The organism is Ruegeria sp. CE12, assembly GCF_056537525.1.
The window spans coordinates 626,675-650,286 of the sequence record NZ_JBQFRS010000002.1 but is presented as its reverse complement, the minus strand read 5'-3'; the positions used below and the strand labels follow the sequence as shown (position 1 = coordinate 650,286).

Below are 23,612 nucleotides of genomic sequence, written 5' to 3'. Positions count from 1 at the left end.
TTGAGGGGGCTTTATTAGACTGAAGCGCGGTAGATCTTATCGATGTTACCACCCAGCGCGGTATTGAATTCGCTGTCCGACTGCTGCTTGGACAGACCTTCAGTCAGTGCGCGCGAGAATGACGCAATCATTTTACCATTCTGATTCAGCAGATCGCATGCTTCTTCGGTTGTGTATCCACCAGACAGCGCGACAACGCGCAGAACACGCGGGTGATCTGCCAGTGCATCATAGAGGTTTGCTTTGTTTGGAATGGTCAGTTTCAGCATCACATCCTGACCATCGGCCAACTGATCGAGGTTCTTCAGGATTTCTGCTTTCAGAATATCCTCAGCCTCAGCCTTGGTCTCGGAATGGATGTTCACCTCGGGCTCAACGATCGGAACCATACCTGCGCCGATAACCTCGCGCGCCACATCGAATTGCTGGGCGACAACAGCAGCGATACCCTCCGCATTCGCCTCGTGAATCACCGAGCGTTCCTTGGTACCAAACACACCCTCAGCCTTCGCCAGCGTTTCCGCCAGTCCCGGGATCGGTTTCATCATCTGAACACCGTTAGCCTGCTCTTCCAGGCCTTTGTCGATTTTCAGAAACGGTACGATGTTCTTTACCGACCACAGATAGTCGGCAACACCGCGACCGTCGATTGTTTCGCCCAGAGTACGTTCGAACAGGATCGCGCCGATCACTTTGTCCTTGGTGAAATCGTCCGCCAGAATGATACGCGCGCGCATTTTTTGGATTTCGCCAAACATCTCTTCGTCATTGTTGTAGTCGGATGCTTCAACCCCATACAGCGCAAGCGCCTTAGGGGTCGAACCGCCGCTTTGATCCAAGGCCGCAATGAAACCTGCACCGTTGGACATTTGCTCGCGCTGTTCTGCCTTGGACATAACTCTTTTCCCGTTCAATAATGATTCCGCTTTTTTCAACCGCATACAGCAAGGCGTTGGACGATGGTAGTTTGTTAGCGCTCAACCAGCCGTAACCAAATTCCGTCTTTCGAACGCACAGTCAGATGTGCGACTGGAACCGGTGTCCGACCTTCGATCAACTCGAACCGAAAGTGGCGCAAGAGCATGGAGAGGATCAGAGGCCCCTCCACCATCGCAAAGCTAGCACCTGTGCAGACACGTGGCCCCGCCGAAAAGGGGATGTAGGCCTCTCTCTGACATTTCTTGCCATTCTCGGTTCCCCATCTGGTCGGGTCGAACTCATCCGGCTTGTCCCACAGGCGTTCCTGACGGTGCAGGTGCCACGGGCTCAGGACAATCTGCGAGCCCTGGGGCACATCCCGGTCTCGAAAGCGTTCGGGACAAGTTGTTTCACGCACCATCATGGGAACCGGAGGATACAGTCTCAGCGCCTCGCGAAAGACATCCCGGCTGAGTTTGAGTTTTGAGACAGTGGCAAATGAAGGTTCCTCTAGTATCTGCGCCTCGGCCGCCAGTTTCTCCTGCCACTCCGGATAAAGCGCCATCAGATACAGTGTCCACGCCAGAGCAGACGCACTGGTTTCGTGACCTGCCAGAAAGAATATGGCCACCTGATCGATCATTTCGTCCGTATTGAAACGGTGTCCGGTATGCGGATCCGGGGTTGTCATGATCTTGGTGGCAAGATCATCCGGTGCCTGACCCGCCGATATGGCGGTTGCCCTTTCGGTCGTTAGACGTCCAATGAGTGTTCGGATTTCTTTGGCGTTCCTGCGGGTTTTAGCCGAATGAAACCGTGGCACCCAACGCGGCAGAGGTATGAACGCTGCGAGGTTCAGAAGCGGTTGTTCCCTCTGGTATGCGCGAAACTTCTCAAAAACCTGTGCTGCAATCTCATGCTCAATCGGAACCGAAAACAGTGTGCGAAAGATGACATCTGCGGCGGCATGGCTTGTGACTTCCTCACATTCGATCTCACTGCCGCTTTGCGTGCGCAGACGATCGACGCAAGCCTTTGCCGCAGCCAGCATGGCCGGGAACGTGTCCTTCAAGCGACCGCCTTCAAACGCGGGATCTATGATCCGGCGCTGGCGCTTCCAGGTATCGCCATTGGTCAAAAAAACCGATTCACCAAGTAGCGGACGCAACCCTTCACTGATGCGGTTTGATTTGGGAAAGTCGTCTGGTCGCTGCTTCAGTACCGTGTTGATTAGTTCAGGCTGGTTGATCATGTATGACCGAAAAAACGGCGTACGAAACTCGGCCATCCAAGCCCGATACAGACGCTGAGGTTGCGCGGAAAGCAAATCCTGACGAAAGAGCTTCAAGTAGCGCCAGAGCGATACCTTATCTGGGCGAGCCTGAGGCTTTGGGGGCGTCATGCAGCCACCGAAGTGTATTTGGACACAGAGACATCGATGCGTGACTTGGAGGGCGCCCTGCCGTCGAACCTCTCAGACAGGGTTTCAGGGCCAGCGGTTATCCGAAAGTAATCATAGTCGCCCGGTCGATCGAACGCGCAGAGATACTGGAAATGGAGCCGAAAGAACCTCCACCGCAGTTCCTGCCAGCGTTCAGGAGACAGGGTTTGGGTGAAAGCAGCGGACAACACCAGCGGCCAACGCTTTTCAGGACCAGCAACGCCACTGACCGACACAGGATCACATAAAGCGAAGGCACACCCATCACCGGGTGCTGATACATCAATCCAGGTCAGGTCTGTGCGCTTGGACAGAAAGCTCAAGTCAGATCGCAACTGATCGGCTTTGGGCAGGAACGAAACCATCGGCACCACCTGCCCCAGTGTAAGGAATGACAGTGTCGGGCCCTTCACCTTGTATTTCTGATCACGTAGCAAATCCGCCAACACGGAAACACCCAGATGTGCACCAGAGCTATGACCGACAACCAGCACTTCATCTGCACCAGAGCTCAGGGCTTGCGCGATCAGAGATTTAAACTCGGCCAGGCGCGCACACATCTCGGGAGACGTTTCCCCCCAATGGCGCGCAGAATGGGCATAGTCATGCATCAGGTAGTAGGCAAACAAGCGATTATCTATTTTGCGAAACCAGTTCAGTAGGGCGTAGGCTGCAATCAGTGCAGGTAATAAGGCGATCCAACCAGCAATCATTGTCAGAACCGCGAAAACACCCCAAGCGGCGAAGACTGCGATCAAAAGCTGGAACAAGAGCATTCCAACAGGATAAAGCGCGGCAATGACAGGACCCTTGCGCAGTCTCATCAAGCGCCACAAAACACCAGTTGAGATATAAATCCAGGCGGTTTGAGCCAGTTGCAGATATGTGGCCCCAATGGAACGCGCCATACTGTCCCGCACGATATCCGACCAGACCAGAACCTCGACATCCGTCTCTGTATCAACGCCGTCCTGCCGCGATGTCACGTGCCAACCATACGGCCCATCGCCGGATCTGGCAGAAACTGCAATCTCGTATCCTGTGATTTTAGACTGCAGATGCCCTTCTTTGCGGTAAAGCTCGCGATAGCGGCGAGGATGAATCGGGTCATAGCCAGGTATGTAAAATACCCTGCGTTTGCGCACCTTTTGCTGCGTTTTCTGACTGCTCATTGCTTTGACCTCTGCCGCGCAGATTAGCCTAGCAATGCGGCCAAGGTAAGACCCGCATATCGTCCTGTTTCAGGATGTTAGCCCAAGGTTGCAAGCGCCGGGAATGTCTCGAGTAGCCACCAGCTGAACTCGGTGAACAGGCCCGTGATCAGCATGATACCGACGAACAGCAACAGCGCGCCCATAACCTTTTCGATGGTGCCCATATAGGGCTTGATGCGGTTCATTACGGCCATGGAGCGGTTCAGGAACATCGCAGCAAGCAGGAACGGGATACCAAGCCCTGCCGCATAGACACCGAGCAAAAGCGTTCCACGGGCAACCGACGCCTCTGACGCAGCCAATGACAGGATCGCACCCAGCTGAGGTCCAATGCAGGGTGTCCAGCCAAATGCAAAGGCCAGCCCCAGAATATAGGCGCCAAAGACTGATCCACCGGAATCTCCGGTCTCTACCCGGGCTTCTCGATCCAGTAGCGGAATGCGGAATACGTTCAGAAAGTGCAGGCCAAACACGATGACCACAGCGCCGGAAAGCTTAGCGAAAAGCACCTGATTTTGCAGGACAAATGCCCCAAACGCCGAAGCTGTGAACCCAAGCAAGAGGAATACGGTCGACAATCCAAGCACGAAAAACAACGCCGACAAAGTCGCCTTACGCCGTGCGCGCGCCTCGTCCTGCATCTCGTTGATCGTGACCCCGCTCATATACGCCAGATAAGGTGGCACAATGGGCAACACGCATGGCGACAGAAAGCTGATCAGCCCCCCGATCATCGCAATGAACATGGCGGGTAGCAGCCCCGCGTCGATGATATCAATTCCGAACATGTTTCAGCACATATGGTATCGCACCGCCAACGTCACGGGGCCAATAGGTCACATCCTCGTGGTTGCATGCTGGACACCATCCTAAAGTGGAAATATCTGACTCGCATGACAAGTGATATTGAAACACTGGATGCATTGGGCCTGCTGTGTCCGCTGCCCGTCCTGAAGGCCCGGAAACGGCTAAAAACCATGCCTGTTGGCGGCTTGCTACGCATCCTGGCGGATGACCCGGCTGCAGTGATCGACGTTCCACATTATTGCACCGAGTCTGGTAACAAGCTGATTAGTCAGGAAGATACGGGCAATCATCAGATCTATGTGATCCAAAAGAGCTGACTGATAAAACTGACGTATCAGAAAGAAAAAGGCGGGCCTGTTAGCCCGCCTTCTTTGATTACTGACCCAGAGACCACCATCCCCGCCGCTTGGGTTTGGCAGGAGCTGGTTCTTCTGGCACCGGCTCTTCTGCCACAACCTCCAAGACAGGCTCTGGCGTTTCAGGTGCGACCTGCTCAGGTTCTGGCTCAGACGCTTGTTCTTCTGCCGCTGCAACCTCTTCTTCAACGGGCGCCGCAGTTTCCTTTGCAGGCTCTTCCGTCGCAGCAGATGCTTCTACTTCAGTCTCTACAACTTCAGCTTCCACTTCGATCTGCTCAGAGACCGCCATTTCGACGACCTCTGCCTTGGCCGCGATCATAACGCCTTCCTCCGCAGGTGCCTCCTCAGCGTTCTGCTCAGCTTCGGCATTCGCGACCTCTGCAGGTTCCTCGGATTTCTCAGCGTCTGCATCTTTTTTGCGGCGGCGTGGTGCACGACGCTTCTTTGGCTTGGCAGGTTTCTCTGCCTCTGGCGCTTCTTCCGCAGGTGTAGCATCGGCTTCTACGGCATCTGCTGCGTCAGTCTTCCCTTCAGTGGCAGCATCACCACCTTCGGCGTCTTCGGCCTCGGTCGGCTTCTCGCCTTCTTCTGACGCGGCCTCGGACCCTTCTCCGTTTCCGCCGCCCTTCTTCCGGCGACGACGACGACGCTTGCGCTTGGGCTTGGTCTCTTCTTCGGCCTGAACGGTTTCTTCTTCTTCCTCGTCCTCCGAAGCATCCACCAGATCCATCAGCGATGCGTCTACGGATACCACGGGCGCAGTGGCCTCTGGCACTATCCGGCTGGCGGTCTTGAATTTCTCCATCGAGAAATCGGGGCTGACCAGATGGATATCGCCTTCAATGCGCACTGAAAGGCCATAGCGCCCTTCGATCTGAGCAATATGCTCGCGCTTCTGGTTCATCAGGAAGTTGGCAATGCTGACCGGGCAGCGCACCAGAACCTCGCGAGAGCGGCGACGTGTGCCTTCCTCTTCGATCTGACGCAAGATCGACAGTGCCATGTTGTCGTCCGAGCGGATCAGACCGGTGCCGTGGCAGGCCGGGCAAGGCTGCGTTGTCGCCTCGATCATACCGGGGCGCAGACGCTGGCGGCTCATCTCCAGCAGACCAAAGCCAGAAATACGACCGACCTGAATACGGGCACGATCCGTTTTCAATTTGTCTTTAAGGCGCTTTTCGACGGCAGAGTTATTCTTGCGCTCGTCCATATCGATGAAGTCGATTACGATCAGACCTGCGAGGTCGCGCAGACGCAGCTGGCGCGCCACTTCGTCGGCGGCCTCAAGGTTGGTCTTGAGCGCGGTTTCCTCGATCGAGCCTTCTTTGGTGGCCCGGCCAGAGTTCACGTCGATCGCAACCAGCGCTTCGGTCACACCGATCACGATGTAGCCGCCTGATTTCAACTGAACTGTCGGGTTGAACATTCCCGCCAGATAGCTTTCGACCTGATAGCGCGCGAACAGAGGCAGCGCATCTTCATACCGCTTCACGTTCTTGGCGTGAGACGGCATGATCATCTTCATGAAGTCTTTGGCGATGCGGTAGCCGCCCTCGCCCTCGACCAGAACTTCGTCGATGTCGCGATTATAGAGATCACGGATCGAGCGTTTGATCAGGTCACCTTCTTCATAAATCTTGGAGGGTGCGATGGATTCCAGTGTCAGCGCCCGGATTTGTTCCCAGAGACGCTGCAGGTATTCATAATCGCGTTTGATCTCGGATTTGGTACGCTTCGCCCCGGCAGTCCGGATGATCAAACCCGCACCGGTCGGCACATCGATATCCGAGGCAATGTCTTTGAGCTTTTTACGGTCGGCGGCGTTAGTGATCTTACGGCTGATACCACCACCGCGGGCAGTGTTCGGCATCAGAACGCAATAGCGACCCGCCAGCGACAGATAGGTCGTCAACGCAGCACCCTTGTTGCCACGCTCTTCTTTTACGACTTGCACCAGCAGAACCTGGCGCACTTTGATGACTTCTTGAATCTTGTAACGGCGCGGGCGCGGTTTGCGCGGCGGGCGAATATCTTCGCTGTCATCTTCATCAGCGACAGACTCAATTGTCTCATCTTTGTCCGTTGCTTCTGAACGCGCTTCGACCTGATCAGCTTCCGACTCAGCGGCTTCGTCACCTTCGGCCTCTTCAGCAGCAGCTTCTAACTGCTCTGCTACGGTAGTTTCAGGCTGATCAGATTCCTCGGCTTTTTCACCGGACTCAGATTCACCATCTTCTTCTGTGCTTTCGGCTTCCGCCTCAGCATTGGCTTCGACTTCTTCTTCAGCAGTCTCAGCTACCGGCTCGGCTTCTTGCTCGGCAGCATCATCTTCCTGCGGTTCACCAGATTCGGCCTGACCTTCGGTTTCAGTGACCTCTTCGGGCTCCTCAACCGGAGTTTCCGCCACCAATTCTACGGGCGATGTGCCCTCAGGAATTGAGACTTCGGCGTTTTCTTCACCTTCATCCAGATCAATAGTTTCCATCCCGGAAGGTTCCGAGGACGGATCCATGGTTTCGACCGGATCGTCGGATTTAACACCCTCTGCCTTAGTGCGTGAACGCGAACGACGCTTTTTGGGCTTCGCCTCTTCAGCTTCGTCACGTGCCTTCATCGCTTCGGCATAGGCGCGTTCTTCTTCCATCAGGGCTTCGCGGTCTGCGACCGGAATCTGATAGTAGTCGGGGTGAATTTCCGAAAAGGCGAGGAAACCATGCCGGTTGCCGCCGTAATCAACAAATGCCGCCTGCAGAGACGGTTCGACCCGTGTTACCTTTGCGAGGTAGATGTTTCCTGCAAGCTGACGCTTGTTTTCGGATTCAAAGTCAAACTCCTCGACCTTGTTTCCATCGACCACCACGACGCGGGTTTCCTCCGCGTGGGTGGCATCGATAAGCATTTTCTTAGCCATGTGTCCTTGGTGCACCGCGCCAAACGCGTTGTCCTTACCCGTCCGGGCGGACAGGCGCTTTTGGGGTGGTGTCTTGTCAGGGCGATATTGGACGGCGCGCGGCAGGGTCTGGCGCTCTGGCCCCCTGCCCGTTCACTCAATCGTTGCGCGCGCGTCATCGCGGTTCTTCTCCGACAGGCGCGATCCATGCCGCAGCCCGCCCATTTATTCCTTTCGCCCGTATTCCGGGCTCAGGTGCTCCAATACCCCGTGAGGGGCACAATCGGTCTGCCTGGCCTTGTGGGAATGATCACCATCTGCGGCAAAGCAGCGAAACTCAAAGATTCGGGACTTCTGGGCGCAAAATTAGCCCGGCCCGTCCCGTCACAATAAAAGCAGTCCTGTGGAAAAGACAATGGGCAAACTGCACGATCAGCATCTGCCGATAGGCAACAAAATCAGCAAAAAGCCGTCAAAGAGCTAATTTTCAGAGGTGTTTGGCCTAAAAAATATCCGGAGAGGGTGTCCCCTCTCCGGATTTGTTGGTCAGAGGTAATCGGAACGTTGAAGGCCATATTTGGCCATTTTTTCGTTCAAGGTCCGGCGTGGCAGACACAGCTCGTCCATCACCGAAGCAATCGAGCCTTTGTGACGACGCATCGTATTATCGATCAACATCCGCTCAAACGCTTCGACGTATTCCTTGAGCGGCTTGCCTTCGGTTGTCATGACCGGCTGCATCTCTTCGTGATCCGACATCAGCAACGATGCGATGGTACCCGAACCCCGTCGAGACTGCAGAACAGCCCGCTCTGCAATATTGATCAGCTGGCGTACATTTCCGGGCCAAGGTGCCTGCAGCAGTTGCGCAGCTTCCTGAGCGCTAACCTGAGGTGCCTCGCAGCCGTATTCCTCTGCAAACTGCTCACTGAGACGAGTGAACAGTGTCAGTATATCCTCACCGCGCTGACGCAGCGGCGGCATGGTGATCCGCAGCGCGGCCAGACGATAGAACAGGTCAGGACGCAAAACGTCTTCGCTGGTTTTCCCGGCTTCCTGCAGATTCGAGATGGCAACGATCCGGGTTTCTGCCGGTGTGCCCTGCTCATTCATTACGCTCAACAGTCGAGCCTGGAGCGTGTCGCTGAGCGCCTCCACATCCTCGAGCACCAGTGTACCACCGCGTGCCTCTTCGATCGCTGGTAGCTGAGCATCTTCGGGCATCATCGGACCAAACAGCCGCTTCGACAGCGCCTCTTCTTCCAGAGCTGCACATGACACCAGAACAAATTTCTTACCCGCACGACTGCCGACAGCATGAAGCGCATGTGCGACGAGTGTCTTCCCGGTTCCGGTTTCGCCATCGATCAATACATGACCATCGGCTTGCCCCAGATCCAGAATATCTTCGCGCAGACGTTCCATTACCGGGCTGGCGCCAATCAGCTTGTTCATGATCTGGGTGCCGCCGGACAGTTCGCGACGCAGCGCGCGGTTATCCAATGTCAGACGTCGTGCGTTGCTGGCACGCTTCGCCAATTCGGACATACGGTCCGGGTTGAATGGTTTCTCAAGAAAATCGAACGCACCGACGCGCATCGCCTCGACAGCCATAGGCACATCACCGTGGCCCGTGATCATGATCACAGGAAGCGTGCTGTCAGCGCCCATCAGTTTCTTCAGCAGCTGAATACCGTCCATACCCGGCATCTTGATGTCAGAGATCACAATGCCTGGATACTCCGGCCCCAACACCTTGAGCGCATCTTCAGCGCTGGAAAAGGTCTCAGTGTCGTATCCCGACAATGCCAGCCATTGGCTGATCGACTGGCGCATGTCCTGTTCGTCATCAACAATGGCTATCTTCATGGCCTGTGCCATAGTACTTCCTCGTTATTCAGCGGCCTCAAGGCCGTCGCTTCCCAGTATCGGCAGTTGCATTTCGAATACCGCGCCACCGTTTTGTCCGTTGCGCGCAGTCAGCCGACCCCCATGGTCGTTCACGATCCCGGATGAGATGGCAAGACCCAGGCCAACGCCATCCCCGGGACGCTTGGTTGTATAAAACGGCTCGAACAGGTTCTCGATATCCTCGATACCGTGGCCGTTATCGCGGACCGTCAACACGGCCGTGTCGCCCGCCGCCAGAATGATCTCCACATCCGGCTCAATAACAGATTTGGTGGCGTCCAGCGCGTTGCGCAAGAGGTTCACCATCACCTGCTCGATCCGCATCCGGTCCCCCATCACTATAACAGGTTCTTCGGGCAGGATCTGAGTAATCTTCACGTGCCGCTGGCGCAGCTGCGGTTCCATCATAGACAGGCTAGAGGCCAGTGCCTCACCAAGATTTACTGGTGAAAACGCATCCGCACCCTTCCGAGCGTACGACTTGAGCTGACGTGTGATTGCACCCATCCGTTCGATCAGACCATCGATCCGACCGAAGCTGGCCAGCGCCTCTTCGGGACGATTACGCCGCAGCAAAAGACGCGCACCGGCGAGGTAGGTTTTCATCGCAGCGAGCGGCTGGTTCAACTCGTGACTGACGGCTGCAGACATCTCACCCAAGGCGGCAAGTTTGGAACTCTGGGCCAGGGTTTGCTCGGCCACTTCCAGCGTCTTTTCAACCCGTTCGCGTTCAGCAATTTCCCGCTGCAGCCTTGTATTCAATGCGCGAAGCTCCGCCGACTCACGCTGGAACAAAGCGGCGCGCAAAGCGGTGCGTCGGCTAAGTGCATAAAACGCCAGCGCCAGAAGAATCGCGAAGCCCATGATTTCGAGGGCCAGCACACTATTCACCTTCTCGCGGATCGACGAATAGGTGGTGAAAGACGTCATCTGCCAGCCTCGGAAAGGAATACGGGTTTCCATCCGCATCACAGCCTCGCCCTGCAGGTAGGCGTCGGGTGGCAGAGCCGTCCAATCCGTCGTTGCACGAATGGCGCGCTGAATAGCGCCCTGAGGCGGCTGGCGCAGCATTGCAGCGCCTTCATTCAGGCCACGCCATTGCGGCTCGGTCGACAAAATGATTGTGCCGGTACTGTCTGTCACCATCACGGCATCAGAAATCCCCGCCCAGGCGCGCTCGAACTTCTGCAGATCGACCTCAACAACGATTACACCCAGAATTTCAGAGCCAGCTTCAAGCCGCCGGGAGTAGACAAAACTATAGCCGCCGGATTCACGCGGGATCACCGAAAATATCGTCGAGTTTGCGCGAATAGCATCGATAAAATAGGCGGCACTACGATGCGCCTCACCCAACCGGTTACGGTCGGTTGCGGCAACGGTGCGGCCGTCGCTATCCAGCAGCATGAGTGAAGCCGCACCAATCTCTTCAACAAACGAGATCAGGCGTTGCGTAGACAACGAGAAATCGCTGGATTGTAGTGCAGCGATGAGCGTCGGGTCGCGCGCAAGCAATTGCGGCACGATGGCATTTCTACGTAGTTCGCTCAGAAGGTTACCGGAATACAGCGCTAGGCGCAGTTCGGCACGGTTTCGCGTCGATTCAGTAAACCGGTTCGTCAGCAGGCTGTTGGTTATCCAGACAGTGGCAACCGTCGCAATCAGCAGTACAATAATCGCCAATCGCAATCGCCAGCCCAGCGGCGCACCGCGGAACCGGCTCATGAAATTTGCCCAGCCTGATTGTACTTCGGAACTCATCCCCCGAAGCTAAGCCCCAGCGGCCACGACCTCAAGTCACGCAGGTGTCAAAACACCTGACAATGCGCGGAAGAGCGCCGTTCCATCGGTGCCGCCATGGCCTTCATCCGCCGCCCGTTCCGGATGCGGCATCATCCCAAGCACGCGACGGTTGTGCGACAGGATGCCGGCGATATCGCCGCGGGAACCATTTGGGTTCTCGGTGTAGGTGAACGCGATGCGATCTTCATCACGAAGTCTTGCCAAAGTCTCATCATCGGCAAAGTAGTTGCCATCGTGGTGCGCAATCGGAATCCCGATGACGTCACCCGCATTGTAGCCTTCAGTGAATGCGCTGTCGCTTGTTTCCACCTTCAATCCGACAGTGCGGCAGATGTATTTTAGTCCCGCGTTACGCAGAAGCGCACCCGGCAGGATACCGGTTTCCGTCAGGATCTGGAAACCATTGCAAACACCAAGGGCATAGCCACCACGCTCGGTGTGTTCGACAACTGCCTTGCAGATCGGCGACTGCGCTGCAATCGCGCCACAACGCAGATAATCGCCATAAGAAAAGCCACCCGGTACGCCGACGATGTCGATGCCTTCTGGCAGTTTGGCGTCCTTATGCCAGACCATATCGACCTGAAAGCCCGCCTGCTCAAAGGCGACCGCAAGATCTCGGTCACAGTTGGAACCGGGGAAAACGACGACGGCTGCGCGCATGACAAGCACTCCTTGGTCACAAATCAGTGGTTTGGTCGCGTCACGACCGAAAAAATCAGACCAGTTCGATCTCGTAGCGTTCGATGACCGTGTTGGCCAACAGCTTCTCGCACATCTCGGTCACGTCAGCCTCGGTCGCGCCTTCAGCCAGTTCCAGGTCGATCACCTTGCCCTGACGCACGCCTTCGACCTTGTCGAAACCCATGGCGCCCAATGCGTGACGAACCGCCTCGCCCTGCGGGTCCAGCACCCCGTTCTTGAGCATCACATGCACCCGTGCCTTCATTTTCGCAACTCCACCTGCGGCCCACGCCCCCGGGGCCAATTCCGTTGCGCGGGGAGATACCCTGCTTATGGTATTTGGACAACCCTCGATAAGACGGACGGATTACCGCAGCCAAGGCAACCCATCAGTTGATCAGCCGTCAGCACCTGAGGTCAGACCCGGGTAATGCGCATCAATGGCGTTGAAAGTGCCTGTCAGAACCATCTCGACCGCTACTGCAACCAGTAGAATCGCCATGATCCGGGTCAGCACATTGATCATGGTTTCCCCAAGCAACCGGGAAATCTGGTCCGCAAACAGCAATCCCAGTCCAACAATTGCGCAAGCAATCAGCACGGCAGAGCCCAGAGTTACCATTTCAGCACCATCCGAAAGCTGATGTGAGAAAACGATGGTGATGGCAATGGTTCCCGGACCAATGGTCAGAGGTATCGCCAGCGGAACCACGGCAAAGTTGAGTTTCCGCTCCTGCCCTTCGGCGAGTGCGGCCTGATCACCTGCGGGACGGTCTTCGGCATTCAACATCGACATGCCGATCCCGAAGATGATGATCCCTCCGGCGATGCGGAAAGAAGGAACATCAATCCCGAAAATCGCCAGAACCTCTTCTCCAATCCCCACGGCGATCAAAGCGATCAAAGTGACCGAAATCATCACGATCAGAGCCACCCTACGCCGCTCGGGCTTGGTACACTGACTCGTCATGCTCAGGAAAATCGGAATATTGTAGAGCGGGTTGAATATGGCCAGAACAGCCGCGAGAAATTTCAAGAACACAGCGTGGTCGAACAGTTCGCTCATACCGAGTGTCACCTTGTTAGTAAGCCGGATTAGTCGTCAGCACTGAACATGCTGCATGACAGTCAAATCTGTCAAATACTTATACAAAATACGAAAAGTGCCGCCTGATGAGTGGCGGCACCTTAATAATTGCAAGTTTGCACTTGCGGATCAGTTGATCAGTGTGGGTTTCGCGACATTGCTTTTGGGCAAAACGCCCAATCGACGCGCCACCTCGGAATAGGCATCCGTCAGATTGCCCAAATCGCGGCGGAAGACGTCCTTGTCCAGTTTCTGACCGGTTTCAATGTCCCACAAACGGCAACTGTCGGGGCTGATTTCATCGGCGATGATCAGACGTTGGAAATCGCCTTCATATACGCGACCGATCTCGATCTTGAAATCGACCAGACGAATGCCGACAGCCAGCATCATACCACTCATGAAATCATTCACGCGGAGTGCGAGGCTCAGGATGTCGTCCATGTCCTGCTGGCTGGCCCAGCCAAAAGCAGCAATGTGCTCTTCGGTAACCAGCGGATCACCAAGAGCGTCGTCCTTATAGCAATATTCGACAATCGGCCGCGGCAATTGCGTGCCTTCGGCAATACCCAGACGTTTGGACATCGAACCAGCGGCGTAATTGCGCACAATCACTTCCAAAGGCACGATTTCACAGCTGCGAACCAGTTGCTCGCGCATGTTCAGGCGACGAATGAAATGGGTCGGCACGCCGATCTGGCTCAGACCAGTCATGAAGAACTCGCTCAGACGATTGTTCAGAACGCCTTTGCCGTCGATGACATCCTTCTTTTCGGCGTTGAACGCAGTGGCATCGTCCTTGAAATACTGCACAATCGTGCCCGGCTCGGGGCCTTCATACAGAATCTTGGCCTTGCCTTCGTAGATCTTTTTGCGACGCGCCATAAGCGAACCTTCCAGTCTGGGGTGTGGGAATGAGTCCCTCTCCTTTGGCGCCCTCATAGTCCAAGCCCCACTTTCTCGCAAGTTCGCAGGCCCGAGGGGCTTTGACGCAGCGCAAATCTCTTGCACCCGGCCTCACGTATAGTCATATCATCAGGAAAGAAATCGTTATCCAAGGGGTCCCTAACCAATGACCACGTTCGACGAACGCGAAAATGCCTTTGAAGCCAAGTTTGCTCATGATGAAGAGATGCAGTTCAAGGCGCAGGCCCGCTGCAACAAACTGCTCGGCCTTTGGGCTGCAGGAAAGTTGGGCAAATCCGGCGCGGACGCCGAAGAATATGCAAAAACCGTAGTGTTGTCCGATTTCGAAGAAGCCGGACACGAGGATGTTGTGCGCAAGGTGGCCGGCGATCTCGGCAGCCTGGCATCGGATGATGAGATCCGAGCCAAGATGGCCGAACTTCTGCCTGAAGCAAAATCGCAGGTTCTCAGCGAAGTTGACTAAGGCATTGCTGCCTTCCTCATGATCTTCATGAGTTTTATGAATTTGATTTGACGCCCCGGTCGTGAGACATGGGGCGTCTCTAAATTTGATCGGCCATGGCGCCCTCTTTTTCGGAATACTCCAATGACAAACGCGCTGAGCAAACTTCTGGAATCCACAGATGCCATCCTTGCGGATGGGGCCACTGGGACCAACCTTTTCAATATGGGTCTTCAATCAGGTGACGCACCTGAGCTCTGGAATGTGGACGATCCGGATAAAATCCGCGCGCTCTACCAGGGTTCGGTTGATGCGGGCAGCGACCTGTTTCTGACCAATACCTTTGGTGGCACCTCGGCACGGCTGAAGCTGCATGATGCGCAAAACCGAGTTGCGGAACTCAACCGCGCCGGAGCTGAACTTGGCCGTGAGGTTGCAGACAAGGCCGGACGCACGATTATCGTCGCGGGGTCAGTTGGTCCGACCGGAGAAATCATGGAACCTGTTGGCAGCTTGTCGCACAGCGAGGCCGTCGAGATGTTCCATGAACAGGCCGAAGCGCTCAAAGCCGGTGGCGTTGATGTTCTTTGGGTCGAAACCATCAGTGCACCTGAGGAATTCCGCGCCGCAGCCGAAGCATTCGCACTGGTCGACATGCCTTGGTGTGGCACCATGAGTTTTGACACTGCGGGACGCACAATGATGGGTGTGACCTCTGCAGATCTGGCACAGTTGGTAGAAACCCTGCCCAACCCACCGATCGCCTTTGGTGCAAACTGCGGCACCGGTGCGTCCGACATTCTGCGGACGGTTCTGGGCTTTGGCGCTCAGGGAACTGAACGTCCTATCATTTCGAAGGGTAATGCGGGCATTCCCAAGTATGTGGATGGGCATATCCACTATGATGGCACGCCAGAGCTTATGGGTGACTATGCCGCTATGGCCCGTGATGCAGGTGCGACAATCATCGGTGGTTGCTGTGGCACCATGCCAACCCACCTGCGCAAGATGCGTGAAGCACTCGATACCCGCCCACGTAGTGAACGCCCGACCCTGGATCAGATCACGGATGCGCTTGGGCCGTTCTCGTCGGCATCAGACGGTACGGGCGACGATGCGGCGGCGCCAGAGCGCCGCACACGTAAGCGCCGTCGCGCTTAAAGTTTACTGGATTAACGCCCCTCGAATTTCGCGGGGCGTTTTTCCAAGAATGCTACAACACCTTCCGCAAAATCACGTGTCCGGCCGCAATCGCCCTGCAAATGCGCCTCGGTCGCCAATTGCTGTGGCAGCGTTTTGTCGTATGTGCCACGGATCGCCTTTTTGATCGCACCAAACCCAGCGGTTGGTCCATTGGCCAGGTACTCTGCGCGCTTGCGCCAATGGGTGGCGAAATCTGCGTCAGCAACCGCTTCCCAGATCAAACCCCAGTCATCCGCCTGCCGTGCGCTGATCTTTTCCGCAAACAGTGCGGCCCCCATCGCCTTGGCAAAACCCATCTGACGCGGCATGAACCATGTACCGCCAGCATCAGGCAAAAGGCCAATGCGGGCGAAGGCCTGAAGGAAGTATGCACTCTCAGTCGCAATCACGACATCGGCACATAATGCAAGGTTGGCCCCTGCCCCTGCTGCCGGACCATTCACCGCTGCAATGGTGGGAACAGGGCAATCGTACACGGCTTCGAGCATGGGCTCGTACTCATCACGCAAAGCACGCTCAAGATCGATCTTCCCGGTGCTGGATGCGTCACCCAGATCCTGCCCCGAACAGAACGCGGGCCCTGCGCCGGTTAGCACAATTGCACGTGCATGCCGTGCTGCATGTTTCATCGCATGCGTAATCTCGGCGCGCATCTGAGTTGTCAGTGCATTCATCTTGTCGGGCCGATTCAATGTCAGCACCGCCAATCCATCAGTGATATCCAGAAGGATCGCTTCGTATTCCATAAAAAACCTCATCTGCGCAGAGCTTTGTCAGACCCTGACGCAGTTACCATGGAAGGGAAAGTGGAACCACGCGTCAGTCTTCGAGAATTTGGCGCAGGCGCTCTTTTTCGTCATCGCTCAATGCGTCGACGTTCCCGGAAACCTGTTTGGCTGAGCGCGAACGCAGAAAGCTCCACCCTACAACAGCCGCAATCAACAGCATGATCGGACCGGCCAGCCATAACAGAAGGTTGGAGCCAGACCTTGTGGGTTTCAGCAGAACGTACTCACCATAGCGATCGACGATGAATTCGATCGCCTCTTCATCCGTATCGCCTGCGACCAGACGTTCCCGAACAAGCAAACGCAGATCGCGCGCCAGATCGGCATTGCTTTCATCGATGCTTTCGTTCCGACAGACCAGACAGCGCAGCCCCGTGCTCAGATCACGCGCCCGCTCCTCAAGTACGGGGTCATCAAGTACTTCGTCAGGCTGAACCGCCAGCAGTGGCGTGGCGGCAATCATCAATATCAGGACAAGACGTTTCATTCCGCCGGCACTCCTGAGGCGGTTGACTTACGAGCCCCCGCCGCAACCCTGAACCGACGGTCAGACAGGCTGAGCACGCCGCCGAGGGCCATCAGAATACATCCACCCCAGATCCAGTTCGCCAGTGGTTTGATGTAGGTACGTACAACCCAACCGCCATCAGCCTGCTGATCACCGATCACGACATAGAGATCTCGCAGGAACCGGTAGTCAATTGCAGCCTCAGTCGTAGGCATCCGTGCCACCGGGTAGTCCCGCTTTTCAGGATGCAATGTGGCGATCGGGCGACCATCTTTTTCTGCCACTATGTCGGCCATGGTCGAAAAATAATTTGGCCCCTGAACGCGTTTTACGTCCTGCAGGGTCAAAGTGTATTGCCCTACCTCAAACGGTTGTCCCGGTTGGACGACGCGAATGTCCTCTACTTCCCATGCAGTCAGACCTGCGATTGCGAACATGGTGACACCCAGCCCGGTATGTGCCACGGCCTTGCCCCAGTCAGCACCTGGCAGGCGCAGCAAGCGCTTGAAACTGCCATTGCGGCCCGTGCGGCTCCACAGATCAACAATGGCACCAAAGGTAATCCATGCCCCAAGGAACAACCCGATCGGACCCATCGCGCTGCGCCCTGTCTGCATAACCCAAACCAGCAGCGCCAGCGCAACAGCCAGAATGAACGCATATCGCAGCGACCAGGCAGCACGTCCCAGTTTTCCACGCTTCCAAGGCAGGATCGCGCCAATCGGCAAGGCAATCCCCAATGCAATCATGAACGGTGTAAATGCCGAATTGAAGAATGGTGCACCAACCGACAATTTCCGGTCAAAAGCCATCTCGGCAACCATCGGCCACATCGTACCGACGAACACAACAAAACAGCTTACAGCCAGCAGGATATTGTTCAAAATCAGTGCGCTTTCCCTGCTGACCATGCCAAACACACCTTTGGCCTCCATCGCCTGAGCGCGCGCAGCAAACAGGGTCAGCGCGCCACCGATCAAGATCACGAGAATGAACAGAATGAACACACCCCGTTCAGGATCGTTTGCGAACGCGTGCACCGAAGTCAGCAAACCGGACCGGACAATGAACGTACCGATCAGCGAAAAACCGAACGCAATGATCGCCAGCAGGATGGTCCAGCTTTTTAGAGCCTCCCGCTTTTCAACCACGATCGCCGAATGCAGAAGCGCCGCCGCCAGCAACCATGGCATGAAAGAGGCGTTCTCGACCGGATCCCAGAACCAGAAACCGCCCCAACCCAGCTCGTAATAGGCCCACCACGACCCCAATGCGATACCGATCGTCAGGAAGATCCAGGCAGCAAGCGTCCAAGGACGTACCCAACGCCCCCACGCGGCATCAATGCGGCCTTCGATCAACGCAGCAACTGCAAAGCTGAACGCCATACTCAAGCCAACGTAGCCCAGATAGAGGAATGGCGGATGGAAGGCCAAACCCGGATCCTGCAACAGAGGGTTCAGATCCCGCCCGTCAAAGGGTGCTACTACCAGTCGGTCGAACGGGTTCGACGTAAACAGGATAAACGCGAAAAACGCCACTCCGATCGCAGCCTGAACCGACAGAACACGTGCCTTCAAGGTTGGCGGCAAGCCCCCTCCAAATATAGCGGCCATGGCGCCAAATAGCGCGACGATCAACACCCACAGCAGCATGGAACCTTCGTGGTTCCCCCATGTGCCGCTGATCTTGTACAGCATCGGCTTTGCCGAATGGCTGTTTTCGACGACGATACGTAGCGAAAAGTCGGATGTGACGAACGCCCAGACCAGTGCGCCGAAAGCAAAGGCTGTCAGGATGAACTGGGATATTGCCGCAGGTTCAGCAAAAACCATCCAGCCAGTCCAACGTTTTGCCGCCCCGATCAGGGGGACTACGCTTTGGACGATGGCTACAAAAAAGGCTAGGATCAGTGCGAAGTGGCCGAGCTCTGTAATCATGGCCAAGGGTATAATCCTGTCTCCGGGCAAGCGCCAATCACTTTCGCCCGGAAACAGCGCACATAGTGTCGCGGCTCAGGGTCGCCTTAACTGTCTCCAGTCCTCGAGTGCACGGTTCGCATCCGGTTGCGCTACATTGATTTTTAGCTGAGCGTCGTGACCCGGATCCGCAGCACCCGGAGTATCGTTGCGCAATCGATCGAGCGCCTCGAGATTGGCCACCACAGCCGGCGCACGGACCATCGTCGCGGTGATCTCTCGCTGCAAATCCTGAACTTTGGCCTGATGCCGAGCGCCAAAATAGAAAGAGACGATCACCCCCAGCAGCCACCACAGAGGCTCGGGGACTAATGCGATGCCCTGCATCCGCTCAGCAAACCACAATGGATCGACCATGGCTGCCCCGAACAATCCCAGCGTCCCCAAGGCAAGTGCGGGCCGAGGCAATCGGTTCAGGCCGTCCATAAAGCGGTCAAAGCCACTCTTTCCGGACGTATGAAATTCTGCCCCGAATTGCGTCATGGCCTGCACCCGCATGGTCGCGCTTCGCTCTGCCCCAGACTCGGTATTTTCACGAAACACTTCGGCAGTTTCGCGTACGACATTTCGCCCGTTTCCGAACAGAAAACCCAACAAGCCAGAAATCAATCCCATCCTGAAACCCTAATTTGAAACTCTGCGTCGCTAAGGTGGTAAGTCGGCGAAAGAAACTCCTCAGCCCGTTTGATCCATCCGCCTTTGCCGCCAGACCGACTGCGCGCATATTTTCTCGAGGCAGGTCTGCGGTCTGCCAATCTGAAATAGTAGTTCCGCCTTGCAACGCCGTACGCATCCCGCAACGCAATCGGATTTGGATCAGCGGCCGAATGAGATGCCTGAGCGGTCTTGGGGCCCAACGCGCCATCCACGTTCACCTCAAACCCCATTTCTCGGAGAAGCCGTTGCAGTATTTTCACCGCCTGCGCGCCTGCGTTTACATACATGTCAAACAAAGAAGGTTGCAGAGCTTCGGGCAGCAGCTCTATGCGCGGTTTGCGATAATAATGGGTCAGAAAAACATCTACCGCCTGATCGCGTGTCAAAGCACGAACGTCGGCACGGTTCACCACGCCATCGTGATCCAAATCCAAACCCAATCGCCGCATAGTGTGAATGGTCACACCGAATTTGGTCGCCCCACCCGGATCATCGGGATCATCCACAAATCCCCCTTCACGCGCCACAATCCCTTGGGCAATCTGACGAACCGTCTGCATGCAACAACCTCCGCTTGATGCTGCAAACGGTCAGACAACTTCATTAAGACAGCCGAAATAGTAAGGGCGCTGCAGGTCTATCCCTGGCAACGCCCCTTTGGTCATCCATCCATTGATTTCAGATGAAAATCAGCCCTCGTCGGCCTCTTTGTAGACACCCTGTTCTTTCAACGCATCCACGACCTCTTTCGGCATGTAGGTCTCATCGTGTTTTGCAAGGATTTCCGTGGCTTCGAACACACCGTTCACGTAGCTTCCAGTTCCCACCATACCCTGATTTTCAGAGAATAGATCAGGCAGCACCCCGGTAAATGATACCGGGACGCTCTCGCCCCCATCCGTAACAACAAAGCGGACAGTTTCACCTTGCCCGCGGATGATAGAGCCTTCTTCAACCAGACCTCCGATGCGAAACACTTCGGTTGGTTTTGGCGGCTCAGCAACAACCTGGCTGGGTGAGCGGAAGAAATTGATGCCGTCCCGCATGGCATACCCAATCAACGCCGTCGACAAAGCCAAGGCAACAACGGCCAGAACTATGATCTGTACACGACGACGTTTCTTGAGTGTTTTCATACCGTCCTCACGGGAATAGTGGGGCCATCATCAGCCCCTGGGTCTCAGCCTCACCTAACATCAGGTTGGCATTCTGCAAGGCTTGCCCGCTGCTACCTTTTGTCAGGTTATCCAATGTTGCGATCACAATGGCGCGACGCTCGATCCGATCCGCAGCCACACCGATATGACAGAAGTTGGAGCCCCGGACATGGTGGGTCGACGGGGCCTCGCCAAATGGCAACATCTGGATGAATGGTTCATTTTCGTAGGTGGAGCACAGCGTCTCATAAACACTTTGCGGATCACCCTTCACATAGGTCGTCGCCAGAATGCCCCGGTTGGCCGGGATCAGGTGCGGTGTAAACTGCACATGTACAGTCCGCCCGGCCAGCTTGGAGAACTCCTGATCGAATTCACCTAGATGCCGGTGCGATCCTCCGATGGCGTAGGCATTGGCCCCTTCGCTCAACTCTGCATGTAGCAGGTTTTCTTTCAGCGACCGCCCCGCCCCCGAAACAGCGCATTTCAGGTCGAGAATGATGTCATCCAGATCGATAACCCCCGCAGAAATAAGGGGCCGCAAGACATACTGCCCGGTTGCGGCATTACAACCGGTTCCGGCAACAAGCCGGGCATTGCGGATTTCTTCCCGATAGAACTCGGTCAGACCGTACACAGCCTCTTCCTGTTGTTCGAGCGCCGTATGAGGATTGCCGTACCACTTCTCGTATTCCTCAGCATCCTGCAGCCTGAAATCGGCCGAAAGATCGATGATCTTCAGTGTCTTGGGCAAGTCACGGATGACCTCTTGGCTGGTTTTGTGCGGCAACGCGCAGAAACATAGGTCAATCTTGGAAAAGTCGATCTGAGAGATTTTGCACAGCACCGGCAAATCTAGATGCCGCAGATGGGGAAAGACCTGTGCCATAGATTGACCGGCTTTGCGCTCGGCCGCCAAAGCCACGATTTCCATGTTCGGGTGCTCGGCGATCAGCCGCACCAGTTCCGCACCGGTGTAACCGGACGCGCCAAGAATTGCGATTTTATGGGTCATGTCAGACCTCTTTGTATTTGAGTGTCATACGTATCGATCGCCGATGTGACGATCATCGAACTACAGAATCAATGCGGCTGTTTCCTTGACCTAAGTCAGGCCGCCTCAAATGTGATTTGTCGTCGGAGGAATTGTGTTGCGCGATCGCTGACAAAGTCCGGTTTACCGGTTGTCACGAAACCACCCTTGCCGGTTCCCAGCATATTTGGATGGCGCTGCAGATAGTCGGCAAGACTTTGAGCAACCAGATCACCCTGGCTGAAAACCTGTACGTCTGGCCCAAGCGCTTTCTGGAAGGTCTCGGCCATCAGCGGATAGTGGGTGCAGCCCAAAATAGCTGCTTGTGGTTCGGGCATCTTGCGTTTCAGCGCATCGACATGGGACCGGACCAATGCCTCGGCCAGGATCATGTCCCCGTCTTCGATCGCGTCAACGACGCCGCCGCAGGACTGGGCCTCAACATCTACGCCGATTGCACGGAATGCGAGCTCGCGCTGAAAGGCACGGCTCGATACGGTTGCGGGTGTCGCAAACAACGCCACGTGCTTGACCGCCACTTCGCGAGGTGGGCTGTTGTCGCCCCATTGCCGCTCGGTCAGGGCTTCGATCAGTGGTACGAACACGCCCAAAACGCGCTTGCCTTCTGGTACACCTTCTTCCTGCATCCGACGCAGCGCGGCGGCGCTCGCTGTGTTGCAGGCGAGAATCACCAGATCACACCCACGCGACCACAGATCGGACACTGCCTTGCGGGTGAGTTGATAGATATCTTCTGCATCACGCACGCCATAAGGCGCATGTGCGCTGTCCGCAAAATACAGAAAATCAACGTCCGACAGACGTTTCTGAGCTGCGTCCAGGACGGTCAGACCGCCCAACCCGGAATCAAAGATACCTACTGCCATTTGCCCCTTCAGGCGCGATGCCGTTCCTCAAATTCATAACCGTAGTCATACGACTTCAACGGCTTTGGAGACAGCTCATACGTGGCTTTGCGCAGGAAATCCATCATCTTGCGCGTATCCTTGGCCAGCGGGTCCAATACGTCGCGGCCAATGGGCTCTCCGATCACGACTTTTACAGGTGTATCGACACGCTTTTTGAACTCTTTGATCAGCAAACCCATGCGAAGGGTGTAATGAAGATGGCTTGCGATCTGGAACAGGCGTGACGTGTGACCATCGAAGAAAACCGGCACAACAGTAGCATTGGATTTTGCCACCATACGTGCGGTGAAACCACGCCAACCCGGATCCATTGGGTGTGAGAATGGCTTCGCTGCCGTGCTGACTGTCCCGCCAGGAAATATTCCGATGGCCCCACCCTCGCCCAGATAATTCAGCGCGTTTTTGCGGGTTTCCAGGTTCAGCTTCATGGCCTCCTTCGTTTCGTCAAACGAGATCGGCAAGATAATTCGGTTCAGATCTTCGGCCTTGCGAAACACGTGGTTCGCCAGAATGCGAAAATCGCCACGAGCCTGAGACAGAATGTGCCCCATCATCAGCCCATCAAGAATCCCGTAGGGATGGTTCGCGATCAGGATCAGTGGCCTGTCCTTTGGTATGTTCGTCAGCGATCCCCCGACCACATCCAGCGACAGTCCATAACGTTCGACCATAACGGACCAGAAGTCGCGACCGTTGGCCACCTCTTGCTCATATCCGTCCGCACGCTTGATCAGGCGCAGACGGCCCGTTGTGTTTTCCATAAGCTTGATGACCATTCTGCCGCCTTTGGTTTCGGCAGAATAGGCATAAGAAATGTCACGAGCGACGTGGCGGCGCGAGGGCATAAAGGTCTCCGGTTTGCTGCCTGCTACATA

At 55.8% G+C, this 23,612-nt stretch carries 23 protein-coding genes; 3 read left to right on the top strand and 20 right to left on the bottom strand.

Going from position 1 to position 23,612, the window contains the following annotated elements; translation table 11 throughout:
* Nucleotides 1–14: 14 nt before the first annotated feature.
* From ACR0IO_RS08020 to ACR0IO_RS08005, 4 genes are all read right to left on the bottom strand, one after another.
* Entirely contained in the window at nt 15–896 is an 882-nt protein-coding gene (locus ACR0IO_RS08020) for a fructose bisphosphate aldolase (RefSeq protein WP_480740642.1), read from the bottom strand.
* 74 nt (nt 897–970) lie between these two features.
* On the bottom strand, nt 971–2,320 hold the full coding sequence (locus ACR0IO_RS08015; RefSeq protein ID WP_480740641.1) for a cytochrome P450: 1,350 nt from the start codon (nt 2,318–2,320) through the stop codon (nt 971–973).
* Nucleotides 2,317–3,531, bottom strand: coding sequence for a hypothetical protein (locus ACR0IO_RS08010; RefSeq protein WP_480740640.1), 1,215 nt, complete (start codon nt 3,529–3,531; stop codon nt 2,317–2,319). The genes ACR0IO_RS08015 and ACR0IO_RS08010 overlap by 4 nt, the downstream gene beginning before the upstream one ends.
* Before the next feature lie 77 nt (nt 3,532–3,608).
* The gene (locus ACR0IO_RS08005; protein WP_155146987.1) at nt 3,609–4,361 is read right to left on the bottom strand and encodes a cytochrome c biogenesis CcdA family protein; all 753 of its coding nucleotides are present in this window, start codon (nt 4,359–4,361) and stop codon (nt 3,609–3,611) included.
* Nucleotides 4,362–4,466: 105 nt separating this feature from the next.
* Between ACR0IO_RS08005 and ACR0IO_RS08000 the strand changes: the two genes are divergently transcribed.
* Entirely contained in the window at nt 4,467–4,697 is a 231-nt protein-coding gene (locus ACR0IO_RS08000; protein WP_480740638.1) for a sulfurtransferase TusA family protein, read from the top strand.
* Between the two features lie 58 nt (nt 4,698–4,755).
* Here the strand turns inward: ACR0IO_RS08000 and ACR0IO_RS07995 are convergent, their stop codons facing one another.
* The 7 genes from ACR0IO_RS07995 to purC all read right to left on the bottom strand — a co-directional run bounded on the left by ACR0IO_RS07995 (nt 4,756) and on the right by purC (nt 13,999).
* Nucleotides 4,756–7,650: an Rne/Rng family ribonuclease gene (locus ACR0IO_RS07995; protein WP_480740635.1), complete on the bottom strand. Its 2,895-nt coding sequence runs from the start codon at nt 7,648–7,650 to the stop codon at nt 4,756–4,758.
* Nucleotides 7,651–8,175: 525 nt separating this feature from the next.
* The gene (locus tag ACR0IO_RS07990) at nt 8,176–9,510 is read right to left on the bottom strand and encodes a sigma-54-dependent transcriptional regulator (RefSeq protein WP_155146990.1); all 1,335 of its coding nucleotides are present in this window, start codon (nt 9,508–9,510) and stop codon (nt 8,176–8,178) included.
* A gap of 12 nt (nt 9,511–9,522) precedes the next feature.
* Nucleotides 9,523–11,301 carry a sensor histidine kinase gene (locus ACR0IO_RS07985; RefSeq protein WP_480740634.1) on the bottom strand — a complete coding sequence of 593 codons (1,779 nt, stop codon included), beginning with the start codon at nt 11,299–11,301 and terminating at the stop codon, nt 9,523–9,525.
* Between the two features lie 36 nt (nt 11,302–11,337).
* The gene (purQ, locus tag ACR0IO_RS07980; protein WP_480740632.1) at nt 11,338–12,006 is read right to left on the bottom strand and encodes a phosphoribosylformylglycinamidine synthase subunit PurQ; all 669 of its coding nucleotides are present in this window, start codon (nt 12,004–12,006) and stop codon (nt 11,338–11,340) included.
* 55 nt (nt 12,007–12,061) lie between these two features.
* The gene (purS, locus tag ACR0IO_RS07975) at nt 12,062–12,292 is read right to left on the bottom strand and encodes a phosphoribosylformylglycinamidine synthase subunit PurS (protein ID WP_170430345.1); all 231 of its coding nucleotides are present in this window, start codon (nt 12,290–12,292) and stop codon (nt 12,062–12,064) included.
* Between the two features lie 132 nt (nt 12,293–12,424).
* Complete coding sequence (locus ACR0IO_RS07970; protein ID WP_155146996.1) at nt 12,425–13,093, bottom strand: MarC family protein; 669 nt, start codon at nt 13,091–13,093, stop codon at nt 12,425–12,427.
* Between the two features lie 150 nt (nt 13,094–13,243).
* Nucleotides 13,244–13,999, bottom strand: coding sequence for a phosphoribosylaminoimidazolesuccinocarboxamide synthase (purC, locus tag ACR0IO_RS07965; protein WP_155146998.1), 756 nt, complete (start codon nt 13,997–13,999; stop codon nt 13,244–13,246).
* Nucleotides 14,000–14,186: 187 nt separating this feature from the next.
* Here purC and ACR0IO_RS07960 point away from each other — a divergent pair, with 187 nt between their 5' ends.
* Nucleotides 14,187–14,504: a DUF1476 domain-containing protein gene (locus tag ACR0IO_RS07960; protein WP_155147000.1), complete on the top strand. Its 318-nt coding sequence runs from the start codon at nt 14,187–14,189 to the stop codon at nt 14,502–14,504.
* 123 nt (nt 14,505–14,627) lie between these two features.
* Nucleotides 14,628–15,644: a betaine--homocysteine S-methyltransferase gene (gene bmt / locus ACR0IO_RS07955; RefSeq protein ID WP_480740628.1), complete on the top strand. Its 1,017-nt coding sequence runs from the start codon at nt 14,628–14,630 to the stop codon at nt 15,642–15,644.
* A gap of 11 nt (nt 15,645–15,655) precedes the next feature.
* Here bmt and ACR0IO_RS07950 read toward each other — a convergent pair whose 3' ends face one another.
* From ACR0IO_RS07950 to ACR0IO_RS07910, 9 genes are all read right to left on the bottom strand, one after another.
* Complete coding sequence (locus ACR0IO_RS07950) at nt 15,656–16,432, bottom strand: enoyl-CoA hydratase-related protein (RefSeq protein WP_480740864.1); 777 nt, start codon at nt 16,430–16,432, stop codon at nt 15,656–15,658.
* A gap of 73 nt (nt 16,433–16,505) precedes the next feature.
* Complete coding sequence (locus ACR0IO_RS07945; RefSeq protein WP_480740625.1) at nt 16,506–16,961, bottom strand: cytochrome c-type biogenesis protein; 456 nt, start codon at nt 16,959–16,961, stop codon at nt 16,506–16,508.
* Nucleotides 16,958–18,922 carry a heme lyase CcmF/NrfE family subunit gene (locus ACR0IO_RS07940; protein ID WP_480740623.1) on the bottom strand — a complete coding sequence of 655 codons (1,965 nt, stop codon included), beginning with the start codon at nt 18,920–18,922 and terminating at the stop codon, nt 16,958–16,960. Before ACR0IO_RS07940 ends, ACR0IO_RS07945 begins: the two co-directional genes overlap by 4 nt.
* A 75-nt stretch (nt 18,923–18,997) precedes the next feature.
* The gene (locus ACR0IO_RS07935) at nt 18,998–19,576 is read right to left on the bottom strand and encodes a holin family protein (protein ID WP_480740620.1); all 579 of its coding nucleotides are present in this window, start codon (nt 19,574–19,576) and stop codon (nt 18,998–19,000) included.
* Nucleotides 19,567–20,178 (bottom strand): holin-associated N-acetylmuramidase, encoded by a 612-nt coding sequence (locus tag ACR0IO_RS07930; protein WP_480740617.1) that lies wholly within the window; start codon nt 20,176–20,178, stop codon nt 19,567–19,569. Before ACR0IO_RS07930 ends, ACR0IO_RS07935 begins: the two co-directional genes overlap by 10 nt.
* 129 nt (nt 20,179–20,307) lie before the next feature.
* Nucleotides 20,308–20,754, bottom strand: coding sequence for a cytochrome c maturation protein CcmE (gene ccmE / locus ACR0IO_RS07925; RefSeq protein WP_480740615.1), 447 nt, complete (start codon nt 20,752–20,754; stop codon nt 20,308–20,310).
* A 7-nt stretch (nt 20,755–20,761) separates the two neighbouring features.
* Nucleotides 20,762–21,790, bottom strand: coding sequence for an N-acetyl-gamma-glutamyl-phosphate reductase (gene argC, locus ACR0IO_RS07920; RefSeq protein WP_480740613.1), 1,029 nt, complete (start codon nt 21,788–21,790; stop codon nt 20,762–20,764).
* A gap of 95 nt (nt 21,791–21,885) precedes the next feature.
* Nucleotides 21,886–22,695, bottom strand: coding sequence for a glutamate racemase (locus tag ACR0IO_RS07915; RefSeq protein ID WP_480740611.1), 810 nt, complete (start codon nt 22,693–22,695; stop codon nt 21,886–21,888).
* Between the two features lie 8 nt (nt 22,696–22,703).
* Nucleotides 22,704–23,582 (bottom strand): lysophospholipid acyltransferase family protein, encoded by an 879-nt coding sequence (locus tag ACR0IO_RS07910; protein ID WP_480740609.1) that lies wholly within the window; start codon nt 23,580–23,582, stop codon nt 22,704–22,706.
* Nucleotides 23,583–23,612 lie beyond the last annotated feature (30 nt).

Excerpts from the sequence above, each read along its gene's own strand:
- ACR0IO_RS08020 (WP_480740642.1), bottom strand. The coding sequence starts at position 896 with ATGTCCAAGGCAGAACAGCGCGAGCAAATGTCCAACGGTGCAGGTTTC.
- ACR0IO_RS08015 (WP_480740641.1), bottom strand. The coding sequence starts at position 2,320 with ATGACGCCCCCAAAGCCTCAGGCTCGCCCAGATAAGGTATCGCTCTGG.
- ACR0IO_RS08010 (WP_480740640.1), bottom strand. The coding sequence starts at position 3,531 with ATGAGCAGTCAGAAAACGCAGCAAAAGGTGCGCAAACGCAGGGTATTT.
- ACR0IO_RS08005 (WP_155146987.1), bottom strand. The coding sequence starts at position 4,361 with ATGTTCGGAATTGATATCATCGACGCGGGGCTGCTACCCGCCATGTTC.
- ACR0IO_RS08000 (WP_480740638.1), top strand. The coding sequence starts at position 4,467 with ATGACAAGTGATATTGAAACACTGGATGCATTGGGCCTGCTGTGTCCG.
- ACR0IO_RS07995 (WP_480740635.1), bottom strand. The coding sequence starts at position 7,650 with ATGGCTAAGAAAATGCTTATCGATGCCACCCACGCGGAGGAAACCCGC.
- ACR0IO_RS07990 (WP_155146990.1), bottom strand. The coding sequence starts at position 9,510 with ATGGCACAGGCCATGAAGATAGCCATTGTTGATGACGAACAGGACATG.
- ACR0IO_RS07985 (WP_480740634.1), bottom strand. The coding sequence starts at position 11,301 with ATGAGTTCCGAAGTACAATCAGGCTGGGCAAATTTCATGAGCCGGTTC.
- purQ (WP_480740632.1), bottom strand. The coding sequence starts at position 12,006 with ATGCGCGCAGCCGTCGTCGTTTTCCCCGGTTCCAACTGTGACCGAGAT.
- purS (WP_170430345.1), bottom strand. The coding sequence starts at position 12,292 with ATGAAGGCACGGGTGCATGTGATGCTCAAGAACGGGGTGCTGGACCCG.
- ACR0IO_RS07970 (WP_155146996.1), bottom strand. The coding sequence starts at position 13,093 with ATGAGCGAACTGTTCGACCACGCTGTGTTCTTGAAATTTCTCGCGGCT.
- purC (WP_155146998.1), bottom strand. The coding sequence starts at position 13,999 with ATGGCGCGTCGCAAAAAGATCTACGAAGGCAAGGCCAAGATTCTGTAT.
- ACR0IO_RS07960 (WP_155147000.1), top strand. The coding sequence starts at position 14,187 with ATGACCACGTTCGACGAACGCGAAAATGCCTTTGAAGCCAAGTTTGCT.
- bmt (WP_480740628.1), top strand. The coding sequence starts at position 14,628 with ATGACAAACGCGCTGAGCAAACTTCTGGAATCCACAGATGCCATCCTT.
- ACR0IO_RS07950 (WP_480740864.1), bottom strand. The coding sequence starts at position 16,432 with ATGGAATACGAAGCGATCCTTCTGGATATCACTGATGGATTGGCGGTG.
- ACR0IO_RS07945 (WP_480740625.1), bottom strand. The coding sequence starts at position 16,961 with ATGAAACGTCTTGTCCTGATATTGATGATTGCCGCCACGCCACTGCTG.
- ACR0IO_RS07940 (WP_480740623.1), bottom strand. The coding sequence starts at position 18,922 with ATGATTACAGAGCTCGGCCACTTCGCACTGATCCTAGCCTTTTTTGTA.
- ACR0IO_RS07935 (WP_480740620.1), bottom strand. The coding sequence starts at position 19,576 with ATGGGATTGATTTCTGGCTTGTTGGGTTTTCTGTTCGGAAACGGGCGA.
- ACR0IO_RS07930 (WP_480740617.1), bottom strand. The coding sequence starts at position 20,178 with ATGCAGACGGTTCGTCAGATTGCCCAAGGGATTGTGGCGCGTGAAGGG.
- ccmE (WP_480740615.1), bottom strand. The coding sequence starts at position 20,754 with ATGAAAACACTCAAGAAACGTCGTCGTGTACAGATCATAGTTCTGGCC.
- argC (WP_480740613.1), bottom strand. The coding sequence starts at position 21,790 with ATGACCCATAAAATCGCAATTCTTGGCGCGTCCGGTTACACCGGTGCG.
- ACR0IO_RS07915 (WP_480740611.1), bottom strand. The coding sequence starts at position 22,695 with ATGGCAGTAGGTATCTTTGATTCCGGGTTGGGCGGTCTGACCGTCCTG.
- ACR0IO_RS07910 (WP_480740609.1), bottom strand. The coding sequence starts at position 23,582 with ATGCCCTCGCGCCGCCACGTCGCTCGTGACATTTCTTATGCCTATTCT.